Raw genomic sequence first — 18,811 nt, forward strand, 5'->3', positions numbered from 1 at the left:
TCGCGGCATGTGCAACCGTCGGGCGGGGTCGCGAGTCTGAAGCGGTGAATCGGCCATCACGGCCGATCCACCGAGCACTCGGGCCCCGCAGGGACGTACACCGCGCGGCCCACCGACACGGGGGAAACACATGCGTACCCGCACCGCCGTCGCCGCCTCCCGCGGCGCCCGGGCCGTCACCGGCCGGAGCCGGTCCGCGTACCGACCTTCCCCCTCGTCGGGCAGCTGATCACGCGAGCCGGCAGGCTCGCGTCCACTCGGGCCCACCGGAGGCATCCGCCCGGAGGGCCCCACTCTCCACCTGGGACATTCATGCGCATACGTGCAACCGTGGCCGCCGTCACCGGCGCCCTGGCCCTGTCCGTCCTTGCCGTGCCGGCCGCGACCGCGGTGGACAGCACGCCGAGCAAGGCCGACCTGCTCAAGGCCACGCACCGGACGGCTGCCGGCAAGACCGCGTTCACCGGCGAGACCGCCGACGAGGGCCAGCCCTACGCCCTGCCCCTCACCTTCTCCGGCGTGAGGGTCAACAACGGCAAGCCGATCGTCGTCGGCACCAGCGGCAAGCTGTCCGTCCCGGTGACCTTCAAGGTCACGCACGCCGCGGACCTCGACATCACATCCGACGAGGTCCTCCTGGACGTGGAGCTCTACCGCGGCACCTCCTACCAGAACATCGCCAACCTGCTGTGGGGCGACGACTGGCCGACCTGCACGGCGACCTCCACGACCACCGCCACCTGCAAGGGCACCATCGACATCCGCCCGGCCGAGGAGCTGGGGAACGTCGACAACACCACCTGGAAGGCCGGCGGGTACGCGTACGACTTCAACGACCAGGACCCGCTCTCCGACGACATCGACTGGAGCAAGGTCGGCTACGTCGAGCAGGACAACCTGGCCACCACCAGGCTCCAGCGCCTGTCGAAGCTGACGGTCAACGCGGCGCCGGAGCCGGTGAAGAAGGGCGCCACCATCACCGTCACGGGCAAGCTGTCCCGCGCCAACTGGGACACCGGCCTGTACGGCGGCTACTCCACCCAGCCGGTGAAGCTGCAGTTCCGCAAGAAGGGCAGCACCACCTACAGCACCGTCAAGACCATCACGACCAGCACGACGGGTGGCCTGAAGACCACGGTCAAGGCGACCGTGGACGGCTACTACCGCTTCACCTTCGCGGGCACCACGACCACCCCGGCGGTCAACGCCGCGGGTGACTTCGTCGACGTGCGCTGAGGCGACTGACGGATTCCGTGAAGGGCCCGTTCCCCGCAGCCGGTGGGGAGCGGGCCCTTTCCCCTGTCAGGCGGGGAAGCGGCGGTCGACCCAGGACCACAGGAACTCCAGGACGGCCGCCGCCGCCACCGCGACGCCCACCGCGATCCACGGCATGGTCACGCCGACCAGCTTCAGCGCGAAGAAGTCCTGGAGCCACGGCACCACCAGCACGAGGAGGAAACCCGCGCCCATCGCCGCCACCAGCGCGATCCGCCACCAGGTGTAGGGGCGGGCGATGATCGCCAGCACCCACATCGAGATCAGGAACAGCGTGAGCGTCGCGGCGCTCGTCTCGGCGTCCAGCGCTCCCTCGCCGGAGTAGTGGTGGCGGGCGAGCAGATACGTGACGAAGGTGGCGAGGCCCGCCAGGACGCCGCCCGGGATCGAGTACCGCATCACCCGGCGGACGAAGTGGGGGCGGGCCCGTTCCTTGTTGGGGGCGAGGGCGAGGAAGAAGGCGGGGACGCCGATCGTCAGCGTCGACAGCAGGGTCAGGTGGCGGGGCAGGAAGGGGTACTCCACCTGCCAGCACACCACCAGCAGCGCCAGCAGCACCGAGTAGACCGTCTTCACCAGGAAGAGGGTCGCCACCCGGGTGATGTTGCCGATGACCCGGCGGCCCTCCGCCACCACCGAGGGCAGGGTGGCGAAGCTGTTGTTCAGGAGCACGATCTGGGCGACCGCGCGGGTCGCCTCCGAGCCGGAGCCCATCGCGACGCCGATGTCCGCGTCCTTCAGCGCGAGGACGTCGTTGACGCCGTCCCCGGTCATCGCGACCGTGTGTCCGCGGGACTGGAGGGCGCCGACCATGTCCCGCTTCTGCTGCGGGGTGACCCGGCCGAACACCGTGGCCTCGTCGAGGGCCCGGCCCATGCCGTCCCGCTCGGAGGGCAGCCGGCGCGCGTCGACCGTACGGGCGTCGAGGCCCAGTTTGGTGGCCACGGCGCCGACCGAGACGGCGTTGTCGCCGGAGATGACCTTGGCGTGGACGTTCTGCTCGGCGAAGTAGCGCAGGGTGTCGGCGGCGTCGGGGCGCAGTCGCTGTTCCAGGACGACCAGGGCGGTGGCGCGGGCGCCGCGGGCGACCTCGGGGTCGTCGAGCTCGCGGGCGGCGCGGGCGAGCAGCAGCACCCGCAGGCCCTGCTCGTTGAGCAGCTCGGTCTCGGCGAGGGCGGGGTCGTCGGCGGGCAGCAGGACGTCGGGGGCGCCGAGCAGCCAGGTACTGGTCTCGCCGTTGCCCTCGCTGAAGGTGGCGCCGCTGTACTTGCGGGCGGAGGAGAAGGGCAGCGACTCGGTGCAGCGCCAGTCGTCGGTGTCCGGGTAGGCGTCGATGATCGCCTGGAGGGAGGCGTTGGGGCGCGGGTCGGACTCGCCGAGCGCGCCGAGGACCTGCCGTACGTAGGCGTCGTCGCCGCCGTCGAGGCTGCGGACCTCGGTGACGTCCATGCCGCCCTCGGTGAGGGTGCCGGTCTTGTCCAGGCAGACGGTGTCGACGCGGGCGAGGCCCTCGATGGCCGGGAGTTCCTGGACCAGGCACTGCTTGCGGCCGAGGCGGATGACGCCGATGGCGAACGCGACGGAGGTGAGCAGGACCAGGCCCTCCGGGACCATCGGGACGATGCCGCCGACGGTGCGGGCGACGGAGTCCTTGAGGTCGTTCTCCTTGACGACGAGCTGGGTGATGACCAGGCCGATCGCCGCCGGCACCATCATCCAGGTCACGTACTTGAGGATCGTGGAGATGCCGGAGCGGAGCTCGGAGTGGACGAGGGTGAAGCGGGAGGCCTCCTCGGCGAGCTGGGCGGCGTAGGCCTCGCGGCCGACCTTGGTGGCCTGGAACGCGCCGCCGCCGGCGACGACGAAGCTGCCCGACATGACCTGGTCGCCGGGGCGCTTCACGACGGGATCGGCCTCGCCGGTCAGCAGCGACTCGTCGACCTCCAGGCCGTCGGTCTCGAGACAGACGCCGTCCACGACGATCTTGTCGCCGGGTCCGATCTCTATGAGGTCGTCCAGGACGAGGGCGGAGGTGCTGACCTCGACGGCGATCCCGTCGCGGCGGACGGTCGGCCGGGCCTCGCCGATCACGGCGAGGGAGTCGAGGGTCTTCTTCGCCCGCCACTCCTGGATGATGCCGATGCCGGTGTTGGCGAGGATCACGAACCCGAACAGGCTGTCCTGGATCGGCGCGACCACCAGCATGATCACCCAGAGCACGCCGATGATCGCGTTGAACCGGGTGAAGACGTTGGCCCGGACGATCTCGCCGACGGTACGGCTGCTGCGGACGGGGATGTCGTTGACCTGACCGCGAGCGACACGCTCCGCGACCTCGGCGGTGGTGAGCCCGGTCGACGTGAGGGCCGGGGCGGTGGCGGCGGCGTCGGTAGGGGACATGGGATCGACGGTACGTGCGGATCGGGGGGTTCACCCGCCGGATGCCCGGAAGATCCGACCTGGGGAGGACCGCGGTCGTGCCGCGGTACTACGCACCGCCCACCGGCCCCTGGTCTCGTCCCGTACGCCGCCCCGCACCGGCGGGTGCGCCACCGTCTCCTACTCGGCCGGTACGTGGCCGTCGGCGGACCCCCTGCGCTCGGGTTCCGCGGCCGCCCGCTTCAGCGCCGCGTCCCTCTTGCGGACGTACCAGACGCCGATGAGTCCGAGGCCCCCGCCCGCCAGGCAGGTCCACAGCCACCACAGACGGTCGTGGTCGTGGAACCAGCCGTAGAAGGGGAGCTGGGCGAGGAAGAGGACGAACCAGAGGATCGTGCCGCCGGTGATGGTGGCGACCACGGGGCCCTCCAGGGGCTCCGGCGCCTCGTGCTTGGGGGTCCACTTCGCCATGGGGCACAGCTTACGAGTCGCGCGGGACAGGCAGCGGCGCGCCGGGGTCTACGCGCGGAGATAGCGTTCCGGCCCTTATATGTTCATACTGAAACGGTTTGCATCTGACCACTTATGTTCGTAGGAAGCACCAATGCGGCTGGGGGAGTCCGCTGGTGATGAGGTCCCGCATGTCCACCTCGGCCCCCGCCAAGGTTCCCGCGCCCGAAGAGCCGGGCGGCACGTCCGCGTACGGCGCCCTCGACCGCTACTTCAAGATCTCGGAACGCGGCAGCACCCTGGCCCGTGAGGTCCGCGGCGGTTTCGCCACCTTCTTCGCGATGGCGTACATCATCGTGCTGAACCCGATCATCCTCGGCAGCGCGAAGGACATGTACGGGCACCAGCTCGACAACGGGCAGCTGGTCACCGCGACCTGCGTCACCGCGGCGTTCACGACGCTGTTGATGGGCGTCATCGGCAACGTGCCGATCGCGCTCGCCGCCGGTCTCGGCGTGAACTCCGTCGTCGCGCTCCAGCTCGCCCCCCGTATGTCCTGGGCGGACGCCATGGGCATGGTGGTGCTGGCGGGCTTCGTGGTCATGCTCCTGGTCGCCACCGGTCTGCGCGAGCGCGTCATGAACGCCGTGCCGTTCGGGCTGCGCAAGGCCATCTCCATCGGTATCGGCCTGTTCATCATGCTGATCGGGCTCGTGGACTCCGGCTTCGTCAGCCGCATCCCGGACGCCGCCCACACCACCGTCCCGCTCCAGCTCGGCACCGGCGGTCAGCTCACCGGCTGGCCGGTGCTCGTCTTCGTCCTGGGCGCCCTGCTCACCCTCGCGCTCATCGTCCGCAAGGTTCCCGGCGCCATCCTGATCTCGATCGTCGCCATGACGGTCCTTGCGCTGGTCGTCAACGCCGTCGCCACGGTGCCGACCTGGGGGCTCACCACCCCGAAGTGGCCCGGCAACCCGGTCGCCACGCCCGACTTCGGACTGATCGGCGAGGTCAGCCTCTTCGGCGGGTTCGACAAGGTCGGCGTGCTGACCGGAACCCTCTTCGTCTTCACGGTCCTGCTGTCGTGCTTCTTCGACGCGATGGGCACGATCATGGGCGTCAGCGACGAGGCGAAGCTGACCAACGCCAAGGGCGAGATGCCCGGCATCAACAAGGTCCTCTTCGTCGACGGTCTCGCCGTCGCCGCCGGCGGTGCCAGCTCCTCCTCCGCCACCACCGCCTTCGTGGAGTCCACGGCCGGCGTCGGCGAGGGCGCCCGCACCGGCTTCGCGAACCTCGTCACCGGCGGCCTCTTCACCGCCGCGCTCTTCCTGACCCCCGTCGCCACGATGGTCCCGTCCCAGGCCGCCACCCCGGCCCTGATCGCGGTGGGCTTCCTGATCCTGGCGAACTCGGTCAAGGAGATCGACTGGGCCGACTACACCATCGCCATCCCGGCCTTCGTCACGATGGTGATGATGCCGTTCACCTACTCCATCACCAACGGCATCGGCATGGGCTTCATCGCCTTCGCGGTCCTGCGCCTGGCGGCCGGCCGCGGCCGGGAGGTCCCGGTGCCGATGTACGTGGTCTCCGCCGTGTTCGCCTTCTACTACCTGATGCCGGCCCTCGGTCTCACCTGACCGGGCGAGGCGGCTCAGGTGAGCCCGTAGAACTTCTCCGTCTCCTCGACGGCGGTCTGGAACCGCTCGTCGAAGTCATCCCGAATGAGCGTCCGGACGACATAGTCCTGGACGCTCATTCCCCGTTTGGCGGCGTGGTGCCGGAGCCGTTCCAGCAGGTCGTGGTCTATTCGCAGGCTGAGCACGCTGGTCCCCATGCGTACGAGGGTCGCGGCCCGGTTCGGGGTGGTGGGTGACGTTCCGCGCCCCTGTCACCCGGACGAGTGACTCTGCGGGTCGACGCGGTTCAGTGGCGCGTGTCACGGGAAGACGGGCACCCATCAGTAGTCCTTAGCGAGGGTAATGAGTTACCCTAAAGACATGCCGGACTTCAACCATGGCGACGACGCTGCCGCCGTGAACTCCCTGCGCTCCGCTGTGATGCGGTTGTCCCGTCGGCTCAAGCACCAGCGGGTCGACGAGTCGCTGAGCCCGACCGAGATGTCGGTGCTCGGCACCCTCTCCCTCTGCGGCAGTGCCACCCCGGGTGAGCTCGCCCGCAAGGAGCATGTGCAGCCGCCCTCGATGACCCGGATCGTCGCGCTGCTCGAGGCCAAGGGCCTGGTCCGGCTGGAGCCGCACCCGGAGGACCGGCGCCAGAAGGTCGTCACCAGGACCGAGCAGGCCGAGGCCATGCTCGAGGAGAGCCGCCGCAAGCGGAACGCGTTCCTGGCCACCCTGGTCGACGGCCTCGACGAGGACGAGTGGGCCAAGCTGCGCGCCGCCGCCCCCGTGCTGGAGAAGCTCGCACACCTGTAGGCAGTTCCCGAGGAGGCGAACCCTTTTGAGTACGGGACCCGGAGCAGACTCCGCCCCCGCACCGACCACCCACGATTCCCCGCCCACCCCCGAAGCCGCGTCCGGCGGCGCTCGCAGGTCCTCGATGTTCAGCTCCCTGAAGGTCAGGAACTACCGCCTGTTCTTCGCCGGCCAGGTCGTCTCCAACATCGGCACCTGGATGCAGCGCATCGCCCAGGACTGGCTGGTGCTCAGCCTCACCGGCTCCGCCACCGCCGTCGGCGTCACGACGGCCCTGCAGTTCCTGCCGATGCTGCTGTTCGGCCTGTACGGCGGTGTCCTCGTCGACCGGCTGCCCAAGCGCCGCGCGCTGCTCTTCACCCAGACGTCGATGGCCGTCACCGGCGTCGCCCTCGCGCTGCTCACCCTGTCCGGACACGTCGAGGTCTGGCACGTCTACGTCGCCGCCTTCGCCGTCGGCCTCGCGACCGTGGTCGACAACCCGGCCCGCCAGTCCTTCGTCTCCGAGATGGTCGGCCCCGATCAGCTGCAGAACGCGGTCAGCCTGAACAGCGCGAACTTCCAGTCCGCCCGCCTGGTCGGCCCGGCCGTCGCCGGTCTGATGATCACCGGCGTGGGCACCGGATGGGCGTTCCTCGCCAACGGCCTGTCCTTCGTCGCGCCCATCGCCGGCCTGCTGCTGATGCGCGCCCGCGAGCTGCACGTCGTCGAGCGCGCCCCGCGCGGCAAGGGCCAGCTGCGGGAGGGGCTGCGGTACGTGGCCGGGCGCCCGGACCTGATCTGGCCGATCGTCCTGGTCGGCTTCATCGGCACCTTCGGCTTCAACTTCCCCGTCTACCTGTCCGCCTTCGCCGACGACGTCTTCCACGCGGGTGCCGGCTCCTACAGCCTGTTCAACACGCTCATGGCGGTCGGCTCGCTGGTCGGCGCGCTGCTGGCGGCCCGGCGCGGCACCTCCCGGATGCGGGTCCTGATCGCGGCGGCCGCGGTCTTCGGACTGGTCGAGCTGGTGGCGGCCGTCGCTCCCTCGCTGTGGCTGTTCGCCCTGCTCATGATCCCGATCGGCATGTTCGGCATGACGGTCAACGTCACCGCGAACACCAGCATCCAGATGGGCACCGACCCGGCCATGCGCGGCCGTGTCATGGCCCTCTACATGATGGTCTTCCTGGGCGGCTCCCCGGTGGGCGCGCCGATCGCGGGCTGGATCACGGACGCGTACGGCGTCCGGGCCGGCCTGGCGGTGGGCGGCGCGGTCTCCGCCGCCGCGGCCGTCACCATCGGCCTGCTCCTGGCCCGCGTCGGCGGCCTGCGGCTGGCGGTGGGCTGGCGGCGCGGGCACCCGACCGTGGGGTTCGTCCCTCGCGAGAGCCGGGAGCTCGCCCCCGCGGCGTGACGCGGCCGGGCGCGGCGGCCCCGCGAGCACGCCGTCGCCCGCCGCCGGTGGCGCGGCCCGGCGCCTGGCGGGCGCCGACCGCCGCCGACGCCGCGTGCCGGCGTGGAGCTGAGCGCCCGCGCTCCACCGCCGCCACCTCGCCGCCCGCGCGACGGCGACGGAGCGGCCGGTGCGTCCCCTGCCGCCCTGCGGGGCGGGTGCCCCACCCTCCGGGCCGGCACCTGCCCCGGCCACCGCCCGGCCTCCCCGACGGCGCACGTCCCCCTCGAGGTGAAGCCGTGGTGTACCGGGAGGCGGATGGAGCCCTCGGGCTCGCCGGGCGGGTCGAGGGGGGAGACGTACGCGCCGGGCGCGTCGATGAGCGTGAGCCTGGCGGCCGGCACCCCGTCGGCCTCGGCGATGCGGGGCTCGCCCTCGGTGACGTACCGGACGGCCGAGGCCACGGCCGACGGCTGCCGCGACCAGGGCCGCGTCCCCGACCGGCCCGTGCGGCCCCGGGCGACGAGCCGTTCCGGGGAACTGTCGAGCACGGCGAGGACGACGGGAACGACGGGGACGTCGTCGGGCCCGACTCTTCCGATGGTGATCTCCCTGGCGCCCACGGTGCCGAGCGGGCTCCGGCCCGGGCACGGGAAAATCGGCACCATGAGACTCTTCGCCGCCGTCCTGCCCCCTGAGGACGTCACCAACGAGCTCGCCGCCGAAGTCGCCCTGTTGAGGAGGCTGCCCGGTGCGGACGGGCTGCGCTGGACCAGCCGCCCCGGCTGGCACTTCACGCTCGCCTTCTACGGCGAGGTCGACGAGGACGTCGTACCGGAGCTGTCGGCGCGGCTGGAGCGGGCCGCGCACCGCAGCGCGCCCTTCGCGCTGGCACTGCGGGGCGGCGGCCAGTTCGGGCACGGCCGGGCGCTGTGGACCGGGGCCTCGGGCGAGGTGGCGGAGCTGCGGCTGCTGGCCGACCGGGCGGAGGCGGCGGCGCGCAAGGCCGGCCTGGACATGGGGGAGCACCGGCGCTACAAGGCCCACCTGACGCTGGCCCGCAGCCGGGACGCCGTGGACGCACGGCCCTATGTCGAGGCCCTGCACGCCTTCGCCGGCCGGACCTGGACGGTGGACGAGCTGGTGCTGGTGCGCAGCCACCTGCCCACGTCCGGGGTGCCGGGCGAGCAGCCCCGCTACGAGCCGGTCGCCCGCTGGCCGCTCGGCGGGGCCGGTTAGGCTCGATGCGTGGACCCGAAAACCCGTAACCGGATCATGGCCGTCGTGCTCGTGCTGATGTTCGTCGTCGTGGCGGTGGCGGCCGCGCTCGGAAAGTAGCGGGGCCGCTCCGCCCGGAGAGCGGAGGGCCGGGGGCGGAGGGCCGGGGGACCGTCCGCGGCCGGTCGGCCGCGGGCCGGCCACGGCGCGTCGCGCGGTCCCCGCGTCCCCCAGGCTCCCGTCGGTGGACAGGTGCTACCAGGCGAAGGCCTCCGGGGACGGACCCGGGCCCGGGAAGACCTCGTCGAGCCCGGCCAGCAGTTCCTCGCTCAGCTCCAGGTCGACCGCGCGCAGCGCCGAGTCGAGCTGCTCGGCGGTGCGCGGCCCGACGATCGGGCCGGTCACGCCGGGCCGGGTGAGCAGCCAGGCCAGGGCGACCTCGCCGGGCTCCAGGCCGTGCTTGTCGAGGAGGTCCTCGTAGGACTGGATCTGCGCGCGGATGGCCGTGTTCGCGAGGGAGTCGGCGGCCCGTCCGGAGGCGCGGCGCCCGCCCTCGGTCTCCTTGCGGATGACCCCGCCGAGCAGCCCGCCGTGCAGCGGCGACCAGGGGATCACGCCGAGGCCGTAGTCCTGCGCGGCCGGGATGACCTCCATCTCGGCGCGCCGCTCGGCCAGGTTGTACAGGCACTGCTCGCTGACCAGGCCGTACGAGCCGCGCCGGGCGGCGGCCTCGTTGGCCTGGGCGATCTTGTAGCCGGGGAAGTTTGACGAGCCGGCGTAGAGGATCTTGCCCTGCTGGACCAGGACGTCGACGGCCTGCCAGATCTCCTCGAACGGGGTGTTCCGGTCGATGTGGTGGAACTGGTAGAGGTCGATGTGATCGGTCCGCAGCCGCTTGAGCGACGCGTCGACGGCCCGCCGGATGTTGACGGCGGACAGCTTGTCGTGGTTGGGCCAGGCGTCGCCGTCCGCGCCCATGTTGCCGTACACCTTGGTGGCGAGGACCACCTTGTCGCGGCGGTCGCCGCCCTTCGCGAGCCAGTTGCCGATGATCGTTTCGGTACGGCCCTTGTTCTCGCCCCAGCCGTACACGTTGGCGGTGTCGAAGAAGTTGATGCCGGCGTCGAGCGCCGCGTCCATGATCTTGTGGCTGTCGGCTTCGTCCGTCTGCGGTCCGAAGTTCATGGTCCCGAGGACCAGTCGGCTGACCTTGAGTCCGGTGCGTCCGAGCTGCGTGTACTTCATGAAGTGTCAGCCAACGCCTTCGAGTCCACTCCAGGCAAGCGGGGTCGGTCAGCCGCGGGGGAACTCGCCGGTGGTGAGGGTGAGGCCGACGACGGTGCCGGTGAGGTCCAGGTCCTTGCCGAAGGGAACCGTCGTCTCGATCTGGTAGTCGCCTTCCTTGGGGTCCGTGTAGACGTGGCAGCGCCCCTGGTAGGGGTCGGCGATGACGTACACGGGGACCTCGGCGGTGGCGTACGCGGTCTTCTTCGGCCCGTAGTCGTTGGCGGCGGTCCCCTTGGAGATCACCTCGGCGACGAACTCGACGTCCTCGTGGCGCCAGCGCCCGTCCTCCGTCTTGGCGGCGCCCTCGGCCATCACGGTCACATCGGTCGCGAACCCGTTGAGGCGCCCGGGGTAGTCGATGCGCACGTCGGACTTCACGCGCGTGCGCGGGTACTTGGTCCGCAGCTGCTCGACGAAGTCCAGGATGATCTCCCAGTGGGTGTCCCGCTGCGGCGCCATGTAGACGGTCCCCTCGACGATCTCGACCTTGTATCCCTCGGGGACGGGCATCTTCTCGAGCCGGTCGAACATCTCGTCGAGCGTGCTCGTGTTGTCGCTCTCGGCCATCGCGATCCTGTCTTCAAGGACGGTCATCGTGGCGCTCCTCCCCGGCTGCCTCACGGACGAGCACAGCCGCGCGGTACAACGATACGCACGGTGACCACGTCGCGCGGCGCACTCACGCGTGCGCGCCCCCGTCGTGCGCCCGCGGTCCGCTCAGGCCGGCTCGTACGGCCCGCCCACGCCCCACCCCTGGTGCATCGCCTCCGCGAACGCGGCGGCCAGTTTGTGCTCGCCGCTCGCGTTCGGGTGGGTGCCGTCGTAGGTGTCGGTGTGGATGTCGTACGACTCCGGCACCGAGGCCAGCAGCAGCGGGGAGGCCGGTTCGTCGAGGTCGGCGGCCGTCTTCGCCAGGAGCTCGTTGAAACGGGCGACCTGGGCGGCGAAGGGCGCGTCGGCCGCGGCGCGGATGTTGGGGATGACGGGCAGGAGCACCATGGCCACCCGCGGGTTCGCCGTCCGGGCCCCGCTGATGAAGGCGCGGACGTTGTCCGCGGTCTGCTCGGCGTCGGTGTAGAAGCCGAGGTCGATCAGGCCCAGGGAGGCCAGCACGACGTCCGCCCGGCTCTCCCGCACCGCCCCGCCGATCAGCGGCGCCATGTGCAGCCAGCCCTCGCCCCAGCCGGCCAGGTGATGGCGGGGGAAGCCGGGATCGGCGTACTCGTACGACGTGGGGGCGTCCGCCGCCTTGTCGTACAGCGTCTCGCGGGGGCCGACGAGCGTGAACGGGCCGCCGTACGTGGAGCACAGGTGTCGCCACAGGCGGTACCGCCATGTGTGCTCACCGGCGCTGCCGATCGTCATCGAGTCGCCGACGGGCATCAACCTGAGCATTCGCTCATCATGGTGGATCACGGTGGATCACGGTGACGCTCGGGGTGTGAGGCCCGCCACGACACCCGTGGGGCCGGGGCGGGATGGCAGGCTGGGGGCATGCGCCGACCGTTCGCCCTCCTCGCCGGGGCCCTGCTCGTGGCCGCCCTCGCGGTGCCCGCATCCGCCGCCGACGGCGACAAGAGCTTCACGATCGAGGACCCCCGCATCACCGAGTCCAGCGGGCTGGCCGCCTCCCGTCAGCACCCCGGCATCTACTGGACCCACAACGACCAGGACACCGGCGCGTACCTCTACGCCGTGGACAGCGGCACCGGCAGGACCGTCGCGACGATCACCCTGACCGGCGTGGGCACCCCCCGTGACGTCGAGGCCGTCGCCATCGGCCCGGACGACCAGATCTACGTCGGCGACATCGGCGACAACGACGGCGTCCAGTGGGACCACGTCTGGGTCTACCGGCTGCCCGAGCCCAGGACGCTCGAGGACCGGACGGTGCGCGCCACCCAGTACGTCGTGACGTACTCGGACGGCTCCCGCGACGCCGAGTCGCTCGTCGTCCATCCGAAGACCGGGCGCGTCTACGTCATCGACAAGCAGGAGGACGGCGGGCACCTGTACGAGGGCCCGGCCACCCTTTCCGCGTCCGGCACGAACGTCTTCCGTCCCGTCGCCCCCATCGACCTGTGGGCCACCGACGCCGCCTTCTCCCCGGACGGCCGGCGGCTCGCCGTCCGCGGCTACTTCGGCGGCATCCTCTACGACTGGAACGACGGCAGGCCGAAGCGGCTGGAGCGGCTCGACGTGCCGCTCCAGCAACAGGGCGAGTCCGTGACGTACTCGGCCGACGGCTCGAAGCTGATGTACGGCACCGAGGGCGTCGGCAGCGGGGTGCGGGCGGAGGACGCGCCCGGGGCGTCGAAGGACTCCGGCGCCCCGTCGGGCGGCGGGAGTCCGGCGGCCTCGGGCGAGGACGGCGGGGGCGGCGACGGGGCGGACGGGAACGTGCGGATGGGCGCCCTCGCGGTGGCCGTCGCGTGCGCCGCCCTCTTCGGTCTGCGGCGGGTGTTCAGGCGCCGCTGAGGCCGGCCCGGTCGCCCTCCTCGCCGCGCCGCCGCTCCACGAGCACCTCCAGCCCGTCCAGGATGCGCTGGAGCCCGAACTCGAAGTGGTCGAAGGCGGGGCTGAAGGTGTCCTCGGAGAGGGAGGCCATGACGGGGTAGCGGCCGGAGGCCATGACCTGCTCCAGGACCGGTGCCTGCGCCGCCCAGAACTGCGCGTCCGTCATGCCCGACTTCCGCTCGGCCTCCTCCTGGTAGACCTGCGTGCGCGCGGCGCCGACGACGTACCCGTCGACCATGATGATCGCCGACACCAGTTCGGGGTCGGCGAGGCCCATGGGCCTGATCCGGGTGAGCACCTTCTCCATGCCGTCCAGGGCGCTGGGGCCGAGGATCGGGCGGGACTGGTTGACCTGGAGCAGCCAGGGGTGACGCCGGTAGAGGGCGAGGGTGGCGCGGGCCAGGGCCTCCAGGGCGGAGCGCCAGCCGCCGTCGCCGAGGTCGGCCGGGTTGTCCGAGGGGCGCTGGACGCGGTCGAGCATCAGGTCGAGCAGCTCGGCCTTGCCGGGGACGTAGCGGTAGAGGGACATCGCGCCCGTTCCCAGCTCCGTGGCGATCCGGCGCATCGAGACCGCGTCGAGCCCGTCCCGGTCGGCCACTCCGACGGCGGTCTCCACGATCCGCTCCAGCGTCAGGCCCGGCTTGGGGCCGCGGCTGGGGCGCCTGCCGGTGTCCCACAGCAGCTCGAGGGTGCGGACGATGTCGCCGCTGCCGCTGGTCTCCGTACTGCTCGTCATGGGTGCAGCTTAGTTCCGCGGGAAAAAACTGAGTACGGTGTACGCGCAATCGGGTACGGTGTACTCAGTTAATCCGTCACCGGAAGGGGGACTCATGGCCGACGGATACGCCGTACACGCCGAGGGGCTGGAGAAGCGGTACGGCGAGAAGCGCGCCCTCGACGGCTTCGACCTGGCCGTCCGCGAGGGCACCGTGCACGGCCTGCTCGGGCCGAACGGCGCGGGCAAGACCACCGCCGTGCGCATCCTGTCCACGCTGATCCGCCTGGACGGCGGCCGGGCGACCGTGGCCGGCCTGGACGTGGCCCGGCAGCCGCGCGAGGTGCGGGCGCGCATCGGGCTCACCGGGCAGTACGCGGCCGTGGACGAGGTGCTCACCGGACGGCAGAACCTGGAGATGTTCGGCCGGCTGTTCCACCTGGGCGGCCGGCGGGCGCGGCTGCGGGCCGCCGAGCTGCTGGAGCAGTTCGACCTGACCGACGCGGCCGACCGGGGCGTCGGCAAGTACAGCGGCGGCATGCGGCGCCGGCTCGACCTCGCCGCGTCGATGGTCCTCACCCCGGCCGTGCTGTTCCTCGACGAACCGACCACGGGACTGGACCCCCGCAGCCGGGGGGAGGTGTGGGAGTCCGTCCGCGCGCTGGTGGCGGGCGGCACGACCGTGCTGCTGACCACGCAGTACCTGGAGGAGGCCGACAAGCTCGCGTCCCGTATCACCGTCATCGACCAGGGGCGGGCCATCGCCGACGACACCCCGGACGGGCTGAAGAACCGGGTCGGGGGCGACCGCATCGAGGTCGTGGTCGCCGAGCGGTCCGACCTCCCGCGGGTGGCGAAGGCCGTCGCCCGGGTCTCGGACGGCGAGCCCGAGACCGACGAGGCCGAGTCGCGGGTGCACGCGGCCGTGACCGACCGGGTCGCCGCCCTCACCGAGGTGGCACGCACCCTCCAGGACGAGGGTGTGTCCGTCGAGGACATCGGACTGCGCAGGCCGAGCCTCGACGACGTGTTCCTGCGCCTGACCGGACACCGCACCGAGAAGGAGGCCGCCGGATGAGCGCCGTCGACCTGACCGGCCAGGACGCCCACGGCCGCACGTACTGGCTGCTCGCGGACGTCTGGAACCTCGTCCGCCGGGGCCTGACCCACTACCAGCGCCAGCCCGTCAACATCGCCTGGCAGCTCGGCTTCCCGATCCTGTCCGTCCTGCTGTACGGCTATGTCTTCGGCAGCGCGATGAAGGTGCCCGGCGGCGGGGACTACAAGGACTTCCTCATGCCGGGGATGTTCGTGATGACGATGGCGTTCGGCTTCATCAACACCGCCACGCTCGTCGTCTACGACTCCACCAAGGGCGTCATCGACCGGTTCCGCTCCATGCCGATGGCGCCGTCCGCGGTGGTCGCCGGGCGCGGGATCACCGATCTGCTCGCCGCCTGCGCGGAGTTGGCCATCATGATGCTGACGGCGTTCGCGATGGGCTGGCGCCCGGACGCCGGCCTCGGCTTCCTCGGCGCCTTCGGCCTGCTGCTGTGGCTGCGGTTCGCGCTGATCTGGATCGGCGTCTGGCTGGGTCTCCTCGTGCCCAACCCGGAGGCCGCGGGCGGGCTGTTCGCCGTGGCCTTCCCCCTCACGATGATCTCCAGCATCTACGTGGCGCCCGAACTCATGCCGGACTGGCTGGGTGCCGTGGCCGCCTGGAACCCGATCTCGTCCACGGCGGCGGCCGCGCGCGAGCTGTTCGGGACGCCGGTCGAGGGAGACTCGTGGGTCGAGCAGCACGCGCTGCTGATGGCGGGAGTGTGGCCGGTGGTCCTGACGCTGGTCTTCCTGCCGCTGGCCGTGCGGAGGTTCCAGAAGCTGAGCCGGTGAAGGACCGTGGGAGCGGCGGTCCGGGCGGCGGCACCCTTCCCGGGGTGCCGCCGCCGACTTCTTGACGTGGTCATGGTGTGTCGGTTTGCTGGGGAGTGCGCGGTGTATGGGAGCGCTCCCATATGTTCCGGGCCCGCGCCTCCCCCGAGAGGAAGCAACGACATGTTCCGCAACATGCGCAGAGCGGTGTGCGCCGTCGTCGCGGCCCTGCTGTTACCGCTGGCGGCGGGCGCACAGGCCGCCGGGGCGGCGGGTGCGCCCGCCGCGGAGGCCCGGGCCACGGCCGACGCGGGAGCCGGCTACTGGCACACCAGCGGCCGGCGGATCCTCGACGCGGCCGGGCAGCCGGTCCGGATCGCCGGCATCAACTGGTTCGGCTTCGAGACCGCCAACCACGTCGTCCACGGCCTGTGGGCCCGTGACTACAAGAGCATGATCGATCAGATGAGGTCGCTGGGCTACAACACCATCCGGCTGCCGTTCAGCGACGACATCCTCAAGAGCGGCACCATGCCGGACAGCATCAGCTTCGCCGACGGCAAGAACGCCGATCTGCAGGGCCTGACGTCCCTGCAGGTCCTCGACCGGATCGTGGCGTACGCCGGCCAGAGCGGCCTGAAGATCGTCCTGGACCGCCACCGCCCGGACGCGGCCGGCCAGTCGGCGCTCTGGTACACGTCGGCGGTCCCCGAGTCGACGTGGATCGCCAACCTCAGGACCCTCGCGGGGCGTTACGCCGGCAATCCCACCGTCGTCGGCATCGACCTGCACAACGAGCCCCACGACCCCGCCTGCTGGGGCTGCGGCGACACCACGAGGGACTGGCGCCTGGCCGCCGAACGGGCGGGCAACGCCGTCCTCTCCGTCAACCCGGACCTGCTGGTCTTCGTGGAGGGGGTGCAGAGCTTCGACGGCGTCTCGGGATGGTGGGGCGGCAACCTGATGGGTGTCGCCCGGTACCCCGTCCGACTGGACGTGCCCGACCGGCTCGTCTACTCCGCCCACGACTACGCGACCAGCGTCGCCCAGCAGAGCTGGTTCAGCGACCCGTCGTTCCCCGCGAACATGCCCGGCATCTGGGACAGGTACTGGGGCTACATCTTCAAGCAGGACATCGCCCCCGTCTGGCTCGGCGAGTTCGGCACGACCCTCCAGTCGACGGTCGACCAGCGGTGGCTGTCCGCCCTGGTGAGCTACCTGCGCTCGACCTCGGCGTACGGCGCCGACTCCTTCCACTGGACCTTCTGGTCGTGGAACCCCAACTCCGGCGACACCGGCGGCATCCTCAAGGACGACTGGAGCACCGTGGACACGGTGAAGGACGGCTACCTGACGAGCATCAAGGCGCCGGGCTTCACGCCGGGCACCGGGAGCGGCGATCCCGGAGACCCGGGCGACCCCGGTGACGGCACGGCCGCCTGCACCGCCGCGTACACCGTCGGCAGCGACTGGGGGAGCGGCTTCAACGCCGAGGTGAAGGTCACCAACACCGGCACCAGGGCGATCGGTTCGTGGAAGGTGACCTGGACCTGGAGCGGGTCCCAGCGGGTGACGAACATGTGGAACGCGTCGTACACCCAGAGCGGGTCGACGGTGACGGCGGTGAACGCCGCGCACAACGGCGCGGTACCGGCCGGCGGCTCGGCGAGCTTCGGATTCGGGGGCGCGCCCGGGGGCGGGGGTGTGCCGACGCTGAGCTGTACGGCGGCGTAGACGCCGGCGAGGCACCGCGGAGGGCGCCCGGTGCGATCACCGGGCGCCTCTCAGCCGGGCACCCTCTGCGTGACGCGCCACAGACGCCGGGGCAACTCCCCCTCCTCGAAGGGGAACACCTCCTCCACATGCCATCCGCCGGCGAGCTCGTCGACCAGGTGGCGGGGGAAGAAGTGCACGGCGAAACCCCCGTGCTCGTAGATGTCGTCGCCGTGGGCGAGGCCGGCACCGTAGTGGGCGTCACCGGTGTGGCGCACGGTGTAGACGAACACCCCGCCCGGTCGCAGGACACGGCGGACCTCGCCGACGAGCCCGTGGATCGCCGGAGTCGACAGCGCCATGCACAGCAGCATGTGCGCGAACACCGCGTCCACCGAGTCGTCCGGCAGCGGCAGGGGGTCACGGACGTCGTGGACGAGGGTGGTGACCCGCTCGGTGACGTTCCGGGCCCGGGCCGCGTCACGCAGTTGGTCCAGGCCGGTGTCACTGAAGTCGGTGGCCCGCACGGTGAAGCCCTCGCGCGCGAAGAAGAGGGCGTCGCGGCCGTGCCCGGCACCGAGCTCCAGGACGTCGTGCGCCCCGGCCGCGCGGAACACGGCAGCGGCGTGCACCGCGGGTCCGGAGGGCCGTTCCCCGTACATCCCGGGGTGCGCGGTGTACGTGTCCTGCCAGTGCGCGCGCTGGGTCTCGGCCAGCTCCTTCTCGTCCGCCACGGCTCCAGCCTCCCACCCCGCGGGTACGCCCGTGCCCGCACCCCGGCGGCGGCGCTCGCTCGCCTATCTCCACGAGCGGGCCTCGACGAGCGACCGCCCCATGAGCCAGAGCCCCACCGCGGTGAGCAGGCCGGAGACGCTCCAGCCCGTCACCCCCATCGGGTTGATCCCCAGGTGGTTGGTCGCCACCAGGACATATGGCACGGTCAGCAGGAGCCAGCCGCCCAGCAGCGGATACAGCCACAGCCCGAAGAGGGCCAGCCACGACGCCGCCAGCAGCAGCCACCCGAAGAGCAGCCACCCTCCGAGCGCGAACTCGGAGGACGTCAGGAACGTCTCGGTGTGACCCTCGGTCACCATCCGCACCACCTCACCCTGCCAGATCCGCAGTTCGGCCCGGTCTCCGCGGTCCGCCGTGCGGTAGGTGCGGTAGGCGACGCCCAGCTCCTGGCTGCGCTCACCGAAACGGACCGTGACGCTGTAGTGCTTGGTGCACGAGCTGTGCCCGTTGCTGTCCGTGGTGCACGACTCGCTCCAGTCCCTGCCGGCGATTTCGCCGGTGGTCTGCGCGACGCAGTCGTCGGCCGTCTCCCACGGCGTCCCGGCGGGACACAGGGAGGCGTTCCTGTACGTGACGACAGCCGGCTGGTGATGGTCGACACGGTCCACGCACAGGACGATCCCCGGCACCGCGAGCCCGAACATCAGGATCCGCAGGAGCACGAGAAGTACCACGTCGTTCCGCCTGGCCCAGTACCTGACGTCACGTAACACGATCGGACGCCTCCCCCGGCTCGCCTCGCTCGCCCCGACCAGCCTCGGTCATCCCCGGAAG

Annotated in this window: 18 protein-coding genes; 9 read left to right on the forward strand and 9 right to left on the reverse strand. The window is 71.4% G+C overall.

The genetic code is table 11. The annotated features are described in order from the left end of the window. The first annotated feature begins 312 nt into the window (after positions 1-312). A complete protein-coding gene (locus ACIHAR_RS23775) occupies positions 313-1,236 on the forward strand; it encodes a hypothetical protein (RefSeq protein WP_365459893.1) in 924 nt (307 codons plus the stop codon). A gap of 66 nt (positions 1,237-1,302) precedes the next feature. Here the strand turns inward: ACIHAR_RS23775 and ACIHAR_RS23780 are convergent, their stop codons facing one another. Together ACIHAR_RS23780 and ACIHAR_RS23785 are read right to left on the reverse strand one after the other, a co-directional pair. Further along, positions 1,303-3,675 carry an HAD-IC family P-type ATPase gene (locus ACIHAR_RS23780; RefSeq protein WP_365459890.1) on the reverse strand — a complete coding sequence of 791 codons (2,373 nt, stop codon included), beginning with the start codon at positions 3,673-3,675 and terminating at the stop codon, positions 1,303-1,305. A 159-nt stretch (positions 3,676-3,834) separates the two neighbouring features. Further along, a complete protein-coding gene (locus tag ACIHAR_RS23785; RefSeq protein WP_365459887.1) occupies positions 3,835-4,125 on the reverse strand; it encodes a DUF2530 domain-containing protein in 291 nt (96 codons plus the stop codon). A 170-nt stretch (positions 4,126-4,295) separates the two neighbouring features. Between ACIHAR_RS23785 and ACIHAR_RS23790 the strand changes: the two genes are divergently transcribed. Next, on the forward strand, positions 4,296-5,747 hold the full coding sequence (locus ACIHAR_RS23790) for an NCS2 family permease (protein WP_365459884.1): 1,452 nt from the start codon (positions 4,296-4,298) through the stop codon (positions 5,745-5,747). Positions 5,748-5,761: 14 nt separating this feature from the next. Here ACIHAR_RS23790 and ACIHAR_RS23795 read toward each other — a convergent pair whose 3' ends face one another. Beyond that, positions 5,762-5,944 (reverse strand): ribbon-helix-helix protein, CopG family, encoded by a 183-nt coding sequence (locus tag ACIHAR_RS23795; protein ID WP_365459881.1) that lies wholly within the window; start codon positions 5,942-5,944, stop codon positions 5,762-5,764. A 163-nt stretch (positions 5,945-6,107) separates the two neighbouring features. Between ACIHAR_RS23795 and ACIHAR_RS23800 the strand changes: the two genes are divergently transcribed. From ACIHAR_RS23800 to thpR, 3 genes are all read left to right on the forward strand, one after another. Beyond that, complete coding sequence (locus ACIHAR_RS23800) at positions 6,108-6,545, forward strand: MarR family transcriptional regulator (RefSeq protein ID WP_365459878.1); 438 nt, start codon at positions 6,108-6,110, stop codon at positions 6,543-6,545. A gap of 25 nt (positions 6,546-6,570) precedes the next feature. Beyond that, entirely contained in the window at positions 6,571-7,941 is a 1,371-nt protein-coding gene (locus tag ACIHAR_RS23805) for an MFS transporter (RefSeq protein ID WP_400021626.1), read from the forward strand. Positions 7,942-8,586: 645 nt separating this feature from the next. Next, positions 8,587-9,159: an RNA 2',3'-cyclic phosphodiesterase gene (gene thpR / locus ACIHAR_RS23810; protein ID WP_365460090.1), complete on the forward strand. Its 573-nt coding sequence runs from the start codon at positions 8,587-8,589 to the stop codon at positions 9,157-9,159. A gap of 234 nt (positions 9,160-9,393) precedes the next feature. Here the strand turns inward: thpR and ACIHAR_RS23815 are convergent, their stop codons facing one another. The 3 genes from ACIHAR_RS23815 to ACIHAR_RS23825 all read right to left on the reverse strand — a co-directional run bounded on the left by ACIHAR_RS23815 (position 9,394) and on the right by ACIHAR_RS23825 (position 11,820). Next, on the reverse strand, positions 9,394-10,383 hold the full coding sequence (locus ACIHAR_RS23815; protein ID WP_365459872.1) for an aldo/keto reductase: 990 nt from the start codon (positions 10,381-10,383) through the stop codon (positions 9,394-9,396). Between the two features lie 48 nt (positions 10,384-10,431). After that, positions 10,432-11,019 (reverse strand): Uma2 family endonuclease, encoded by a 588-nt coding sequence (locus tag ACIHAR_RS23820; RefSeq protein ID WP_365459869.1) that lies wholly within the window; start codon positions 11,017-11,019, stop codon positions 10,432-10,434. Between the two features lie 123 nt (positions 11,020-11,142). Further along, on the reverse strand, positions 11,143-11,820 hold the full coding sequence (locus tag ACIHAR_RS23825; RefSeq protein WP_365459866.1) for an SGNH/GDSL hydrolase family protein: 678 nt from the start codon (positions 11,818-11,820) through the stop codon (positions 11,143-11,145). 99 nt (positions 11,821-11,919) lie between these two features. Here ACIHAR_RS23825 and ACIHAR_RS23830 point away from each other — a divergent pair, with 99 nt between their 5' ends. Next, entirely contained in the window at positions 11,920-12,903 is a 984-nt protein-coding gene (locus tag ACIHAR_RS23830; protein WP_400021629.1) for a WD40 repeat domain-containing protein, read from the forward strand. On the opposite strand, the gene ACIHAR_RS23835 is transcribed toward ACIHAR_RS23830, so the two are convergent. Beyond that, positions 12,890-13,678: a TetR/AcrR family transcriptional regulator gene (locus ACIHAR_RS23835; RefSeq protein WP_365459860.1), complete on the reverse strand. Its 789-nt coding sequence runs from the start codon at positions 13,676-13,678 to the stop codon at positions 12,890-12,892. The two genes, ACIHAR_RS23830 and ACIHAR_RS23835, sit on opposite strands and share 14 nt — an antisense overlap. A 94-nt stretch (positions 13,679-13,772) precedes the next feature. Here ACIHAR_RS23835 and ACIHAR_RS23840 point away from each other — a divergent pair, with 94 nt between their 5' ends. The 3 genes from ACIHAR_RS23840 (at position 13,773) to ACIHAR_RS23850 (ending at position 17,263) form a co-directional block, all read left to right on the forward strand. Then, positions 13,773-14,735, forward strand: coding sequence for an ATP-binding cassette domain-containing protein (locus ACIHAR_RS23840; protein WP_365459857.1), 963 nt, complete (start codon positions 13,773-13,775; stop codon positions 14,733-14,735). Next, positions 14,732-15,550, forward strand: coding sequence for an ABC transporter permease (locus ACIHAR_RS23845; RefSeq protein WP_400021633.1), 819 nt, complete (start codon positions 14,732-14,734; stop codon positions 15,548-15,550). Before ACIHAR_RS23840 ends, ACIHAR_RS23845 begins: the two co-directional genes overlap by 4 nt. A 162-nt stretch (positions 15,551-15,712) precedes the next feature. Further along, complete coding sequence (locus ACIHAR_RS23850; protein WP_365459851.1) at positions 15,713-17,263, forward strand: cellulase family glycosylhydrolase; 1,551 nt, start codon at positions 15,713-15,715, stop codon at positions 17,261-17,263. A gap of 50 nt (positions 17,264-17,313) precedes the next feature. Here the strand turns inward: ACIHAR_RS23850 and ACIHAR_RS23855 are convergent, their stop codons facing one another. After that, the gene (locus ACIHAR_RS23855) at positions 17,314-17,976 is read right to left on the reverse strand and encodes a class I SAM-dependent methyltransferase (RefSeq protein WP_365459848.1); all 663 of its coding nucleotides are present in this window, start codon (positions 17,974-17,976) and stop codon (positions 17,314-17,316) included. Between the two features lie 63 nt (positions 17,977-18,039). Beyond that, positions 18,040-18,699 (reverse strand): hypothetical protein, encoded by a 660-nt coding sequence (locus ACIHAR_RS23860; RefSeq protein ID WP_365459845.1) that lies wholly within the window; start codon positions 18,697-18,699, stop codon positions 18,040-18,042. Between the last annotated feature and the right edge of the window lie 112 nt (positions 18,700-18,811).

Source organism: Streptomyces sp. NPDC052016, assembly GCF_044548445.1.
Taxonomy (GTDB): Bacteria; Actinomycetota; Actinomycetes; order Streptomycetales; family Streptomycetaceae; genus Streptomyces.

Bases quoted from the DNA above. Each gene is read 5' to 3' on its own strand.
- ACIHAR_RS23775 (WP_365459893.1), top strand. From the start codon at position 313: ATGCGCATACGTGCAACCGTGGCCGCCGTCACCGGCGCCCTGGCCCTG.
- ACIHAR_RS23780 (WP_365459890.1), bottom strand. From the start codon at position 3,675: ATGTCCCCTACCGACGCCGCCGCCACCGCCCCGGCCCTCACGTCGACC.
- ACIHAR_RS23785 (WP_365459887.1), bottom strand. From the start codon at position 4,125: ATGGCGAAGTGGACCCCCAAGCACGAGGCGCCGGAGCCCCTGGAGGGC.
- ACIHAR_RS23790 (WP_365459884.1), top strand. From the start codon at position 4,296: ATGTCCACCTCGGCCCCCGCCAAGGTTCCCGCGCCCGAAGAGCCGGGC.
- ACIHAR_RS23795 (WP_365459881.1), bottom strand. From the start codon at position 5,944: ATGGGGACCAGCGTGCTCAGCCTGCGAATAGACCACGACCTGCTGGAA.
- ACIHAR_RS23800 (WP_365459878.1), top strand. From the start codon at position 6,108: ATGCCGGACTTCAACCATGGCGACGACGCTGCCGCCGTGAACTCCCTG.
- thpR (WP_365460090.1), top strand. From the start codon at position 8,587: ATGAGACTCTTCGCCGCCGTCCTGCCCCCTGAGGACGTCACCAACGAG.
- ACIHAR_RS23815 (WP_365459872.1), bottom strand. From the start codon at position 10,383: ATGAAGTACACGCAGCTCGGACGCACCGGACTCAAGGTCAGCCGACTG.
- ACIHAR_RS23820 (WP_365459869.1), bottom strand. From the start codon at position 11,019: ATGACCGTCCTTGAAGACAGGATCGCGATGGCCGAGAGCGACAACACG.
- ACIHAR_RS23825 (WP_365459866.1), bottom strand. From the start codon at position 11,820: ATGCTCAGGTTGATGCCCGTCGGCGACTCGATGACGATCGGCAGCGCC.
- ACIHAR_RS23830 (WP_400021629.1), top strand. From the start codon at position 11,920: ATGCGCCGACCGTTCGCCCTCCTCGCCGGGGCCCTGCTCGTGGCCGCC.
- ACIHAR_RS23835 (WP_365459860.1), bottom strand. From the start codon at position 13,678: ATGACGAGCAGTACGGAGACCAGCGGCAGCGGCGACATCGTCCGCACC.
- ACIHAR_RS23840 (WP_365459857.1), top strand. From the start codon at position 13,773: ATGGCCGACGGATACGCCGTACACGCCGAGGGGCTGGAGAAGCGGTAC.
- ACIHAR_RS23845 (WP_400021633.1), top strand. From the start codon at position 14,732: ATGAGCGCCGTCGACCTGACCGGCCAGGACGCCCACGGCCGCACGTAC.
- ACIHAR_RS23850 (WP_365459851.1), top strand. From the start codon at position 15,713: ATGTTCCGCAACATGCGCAGAGCGGTGTGCGCCGTCGTCGCGGCCCTG.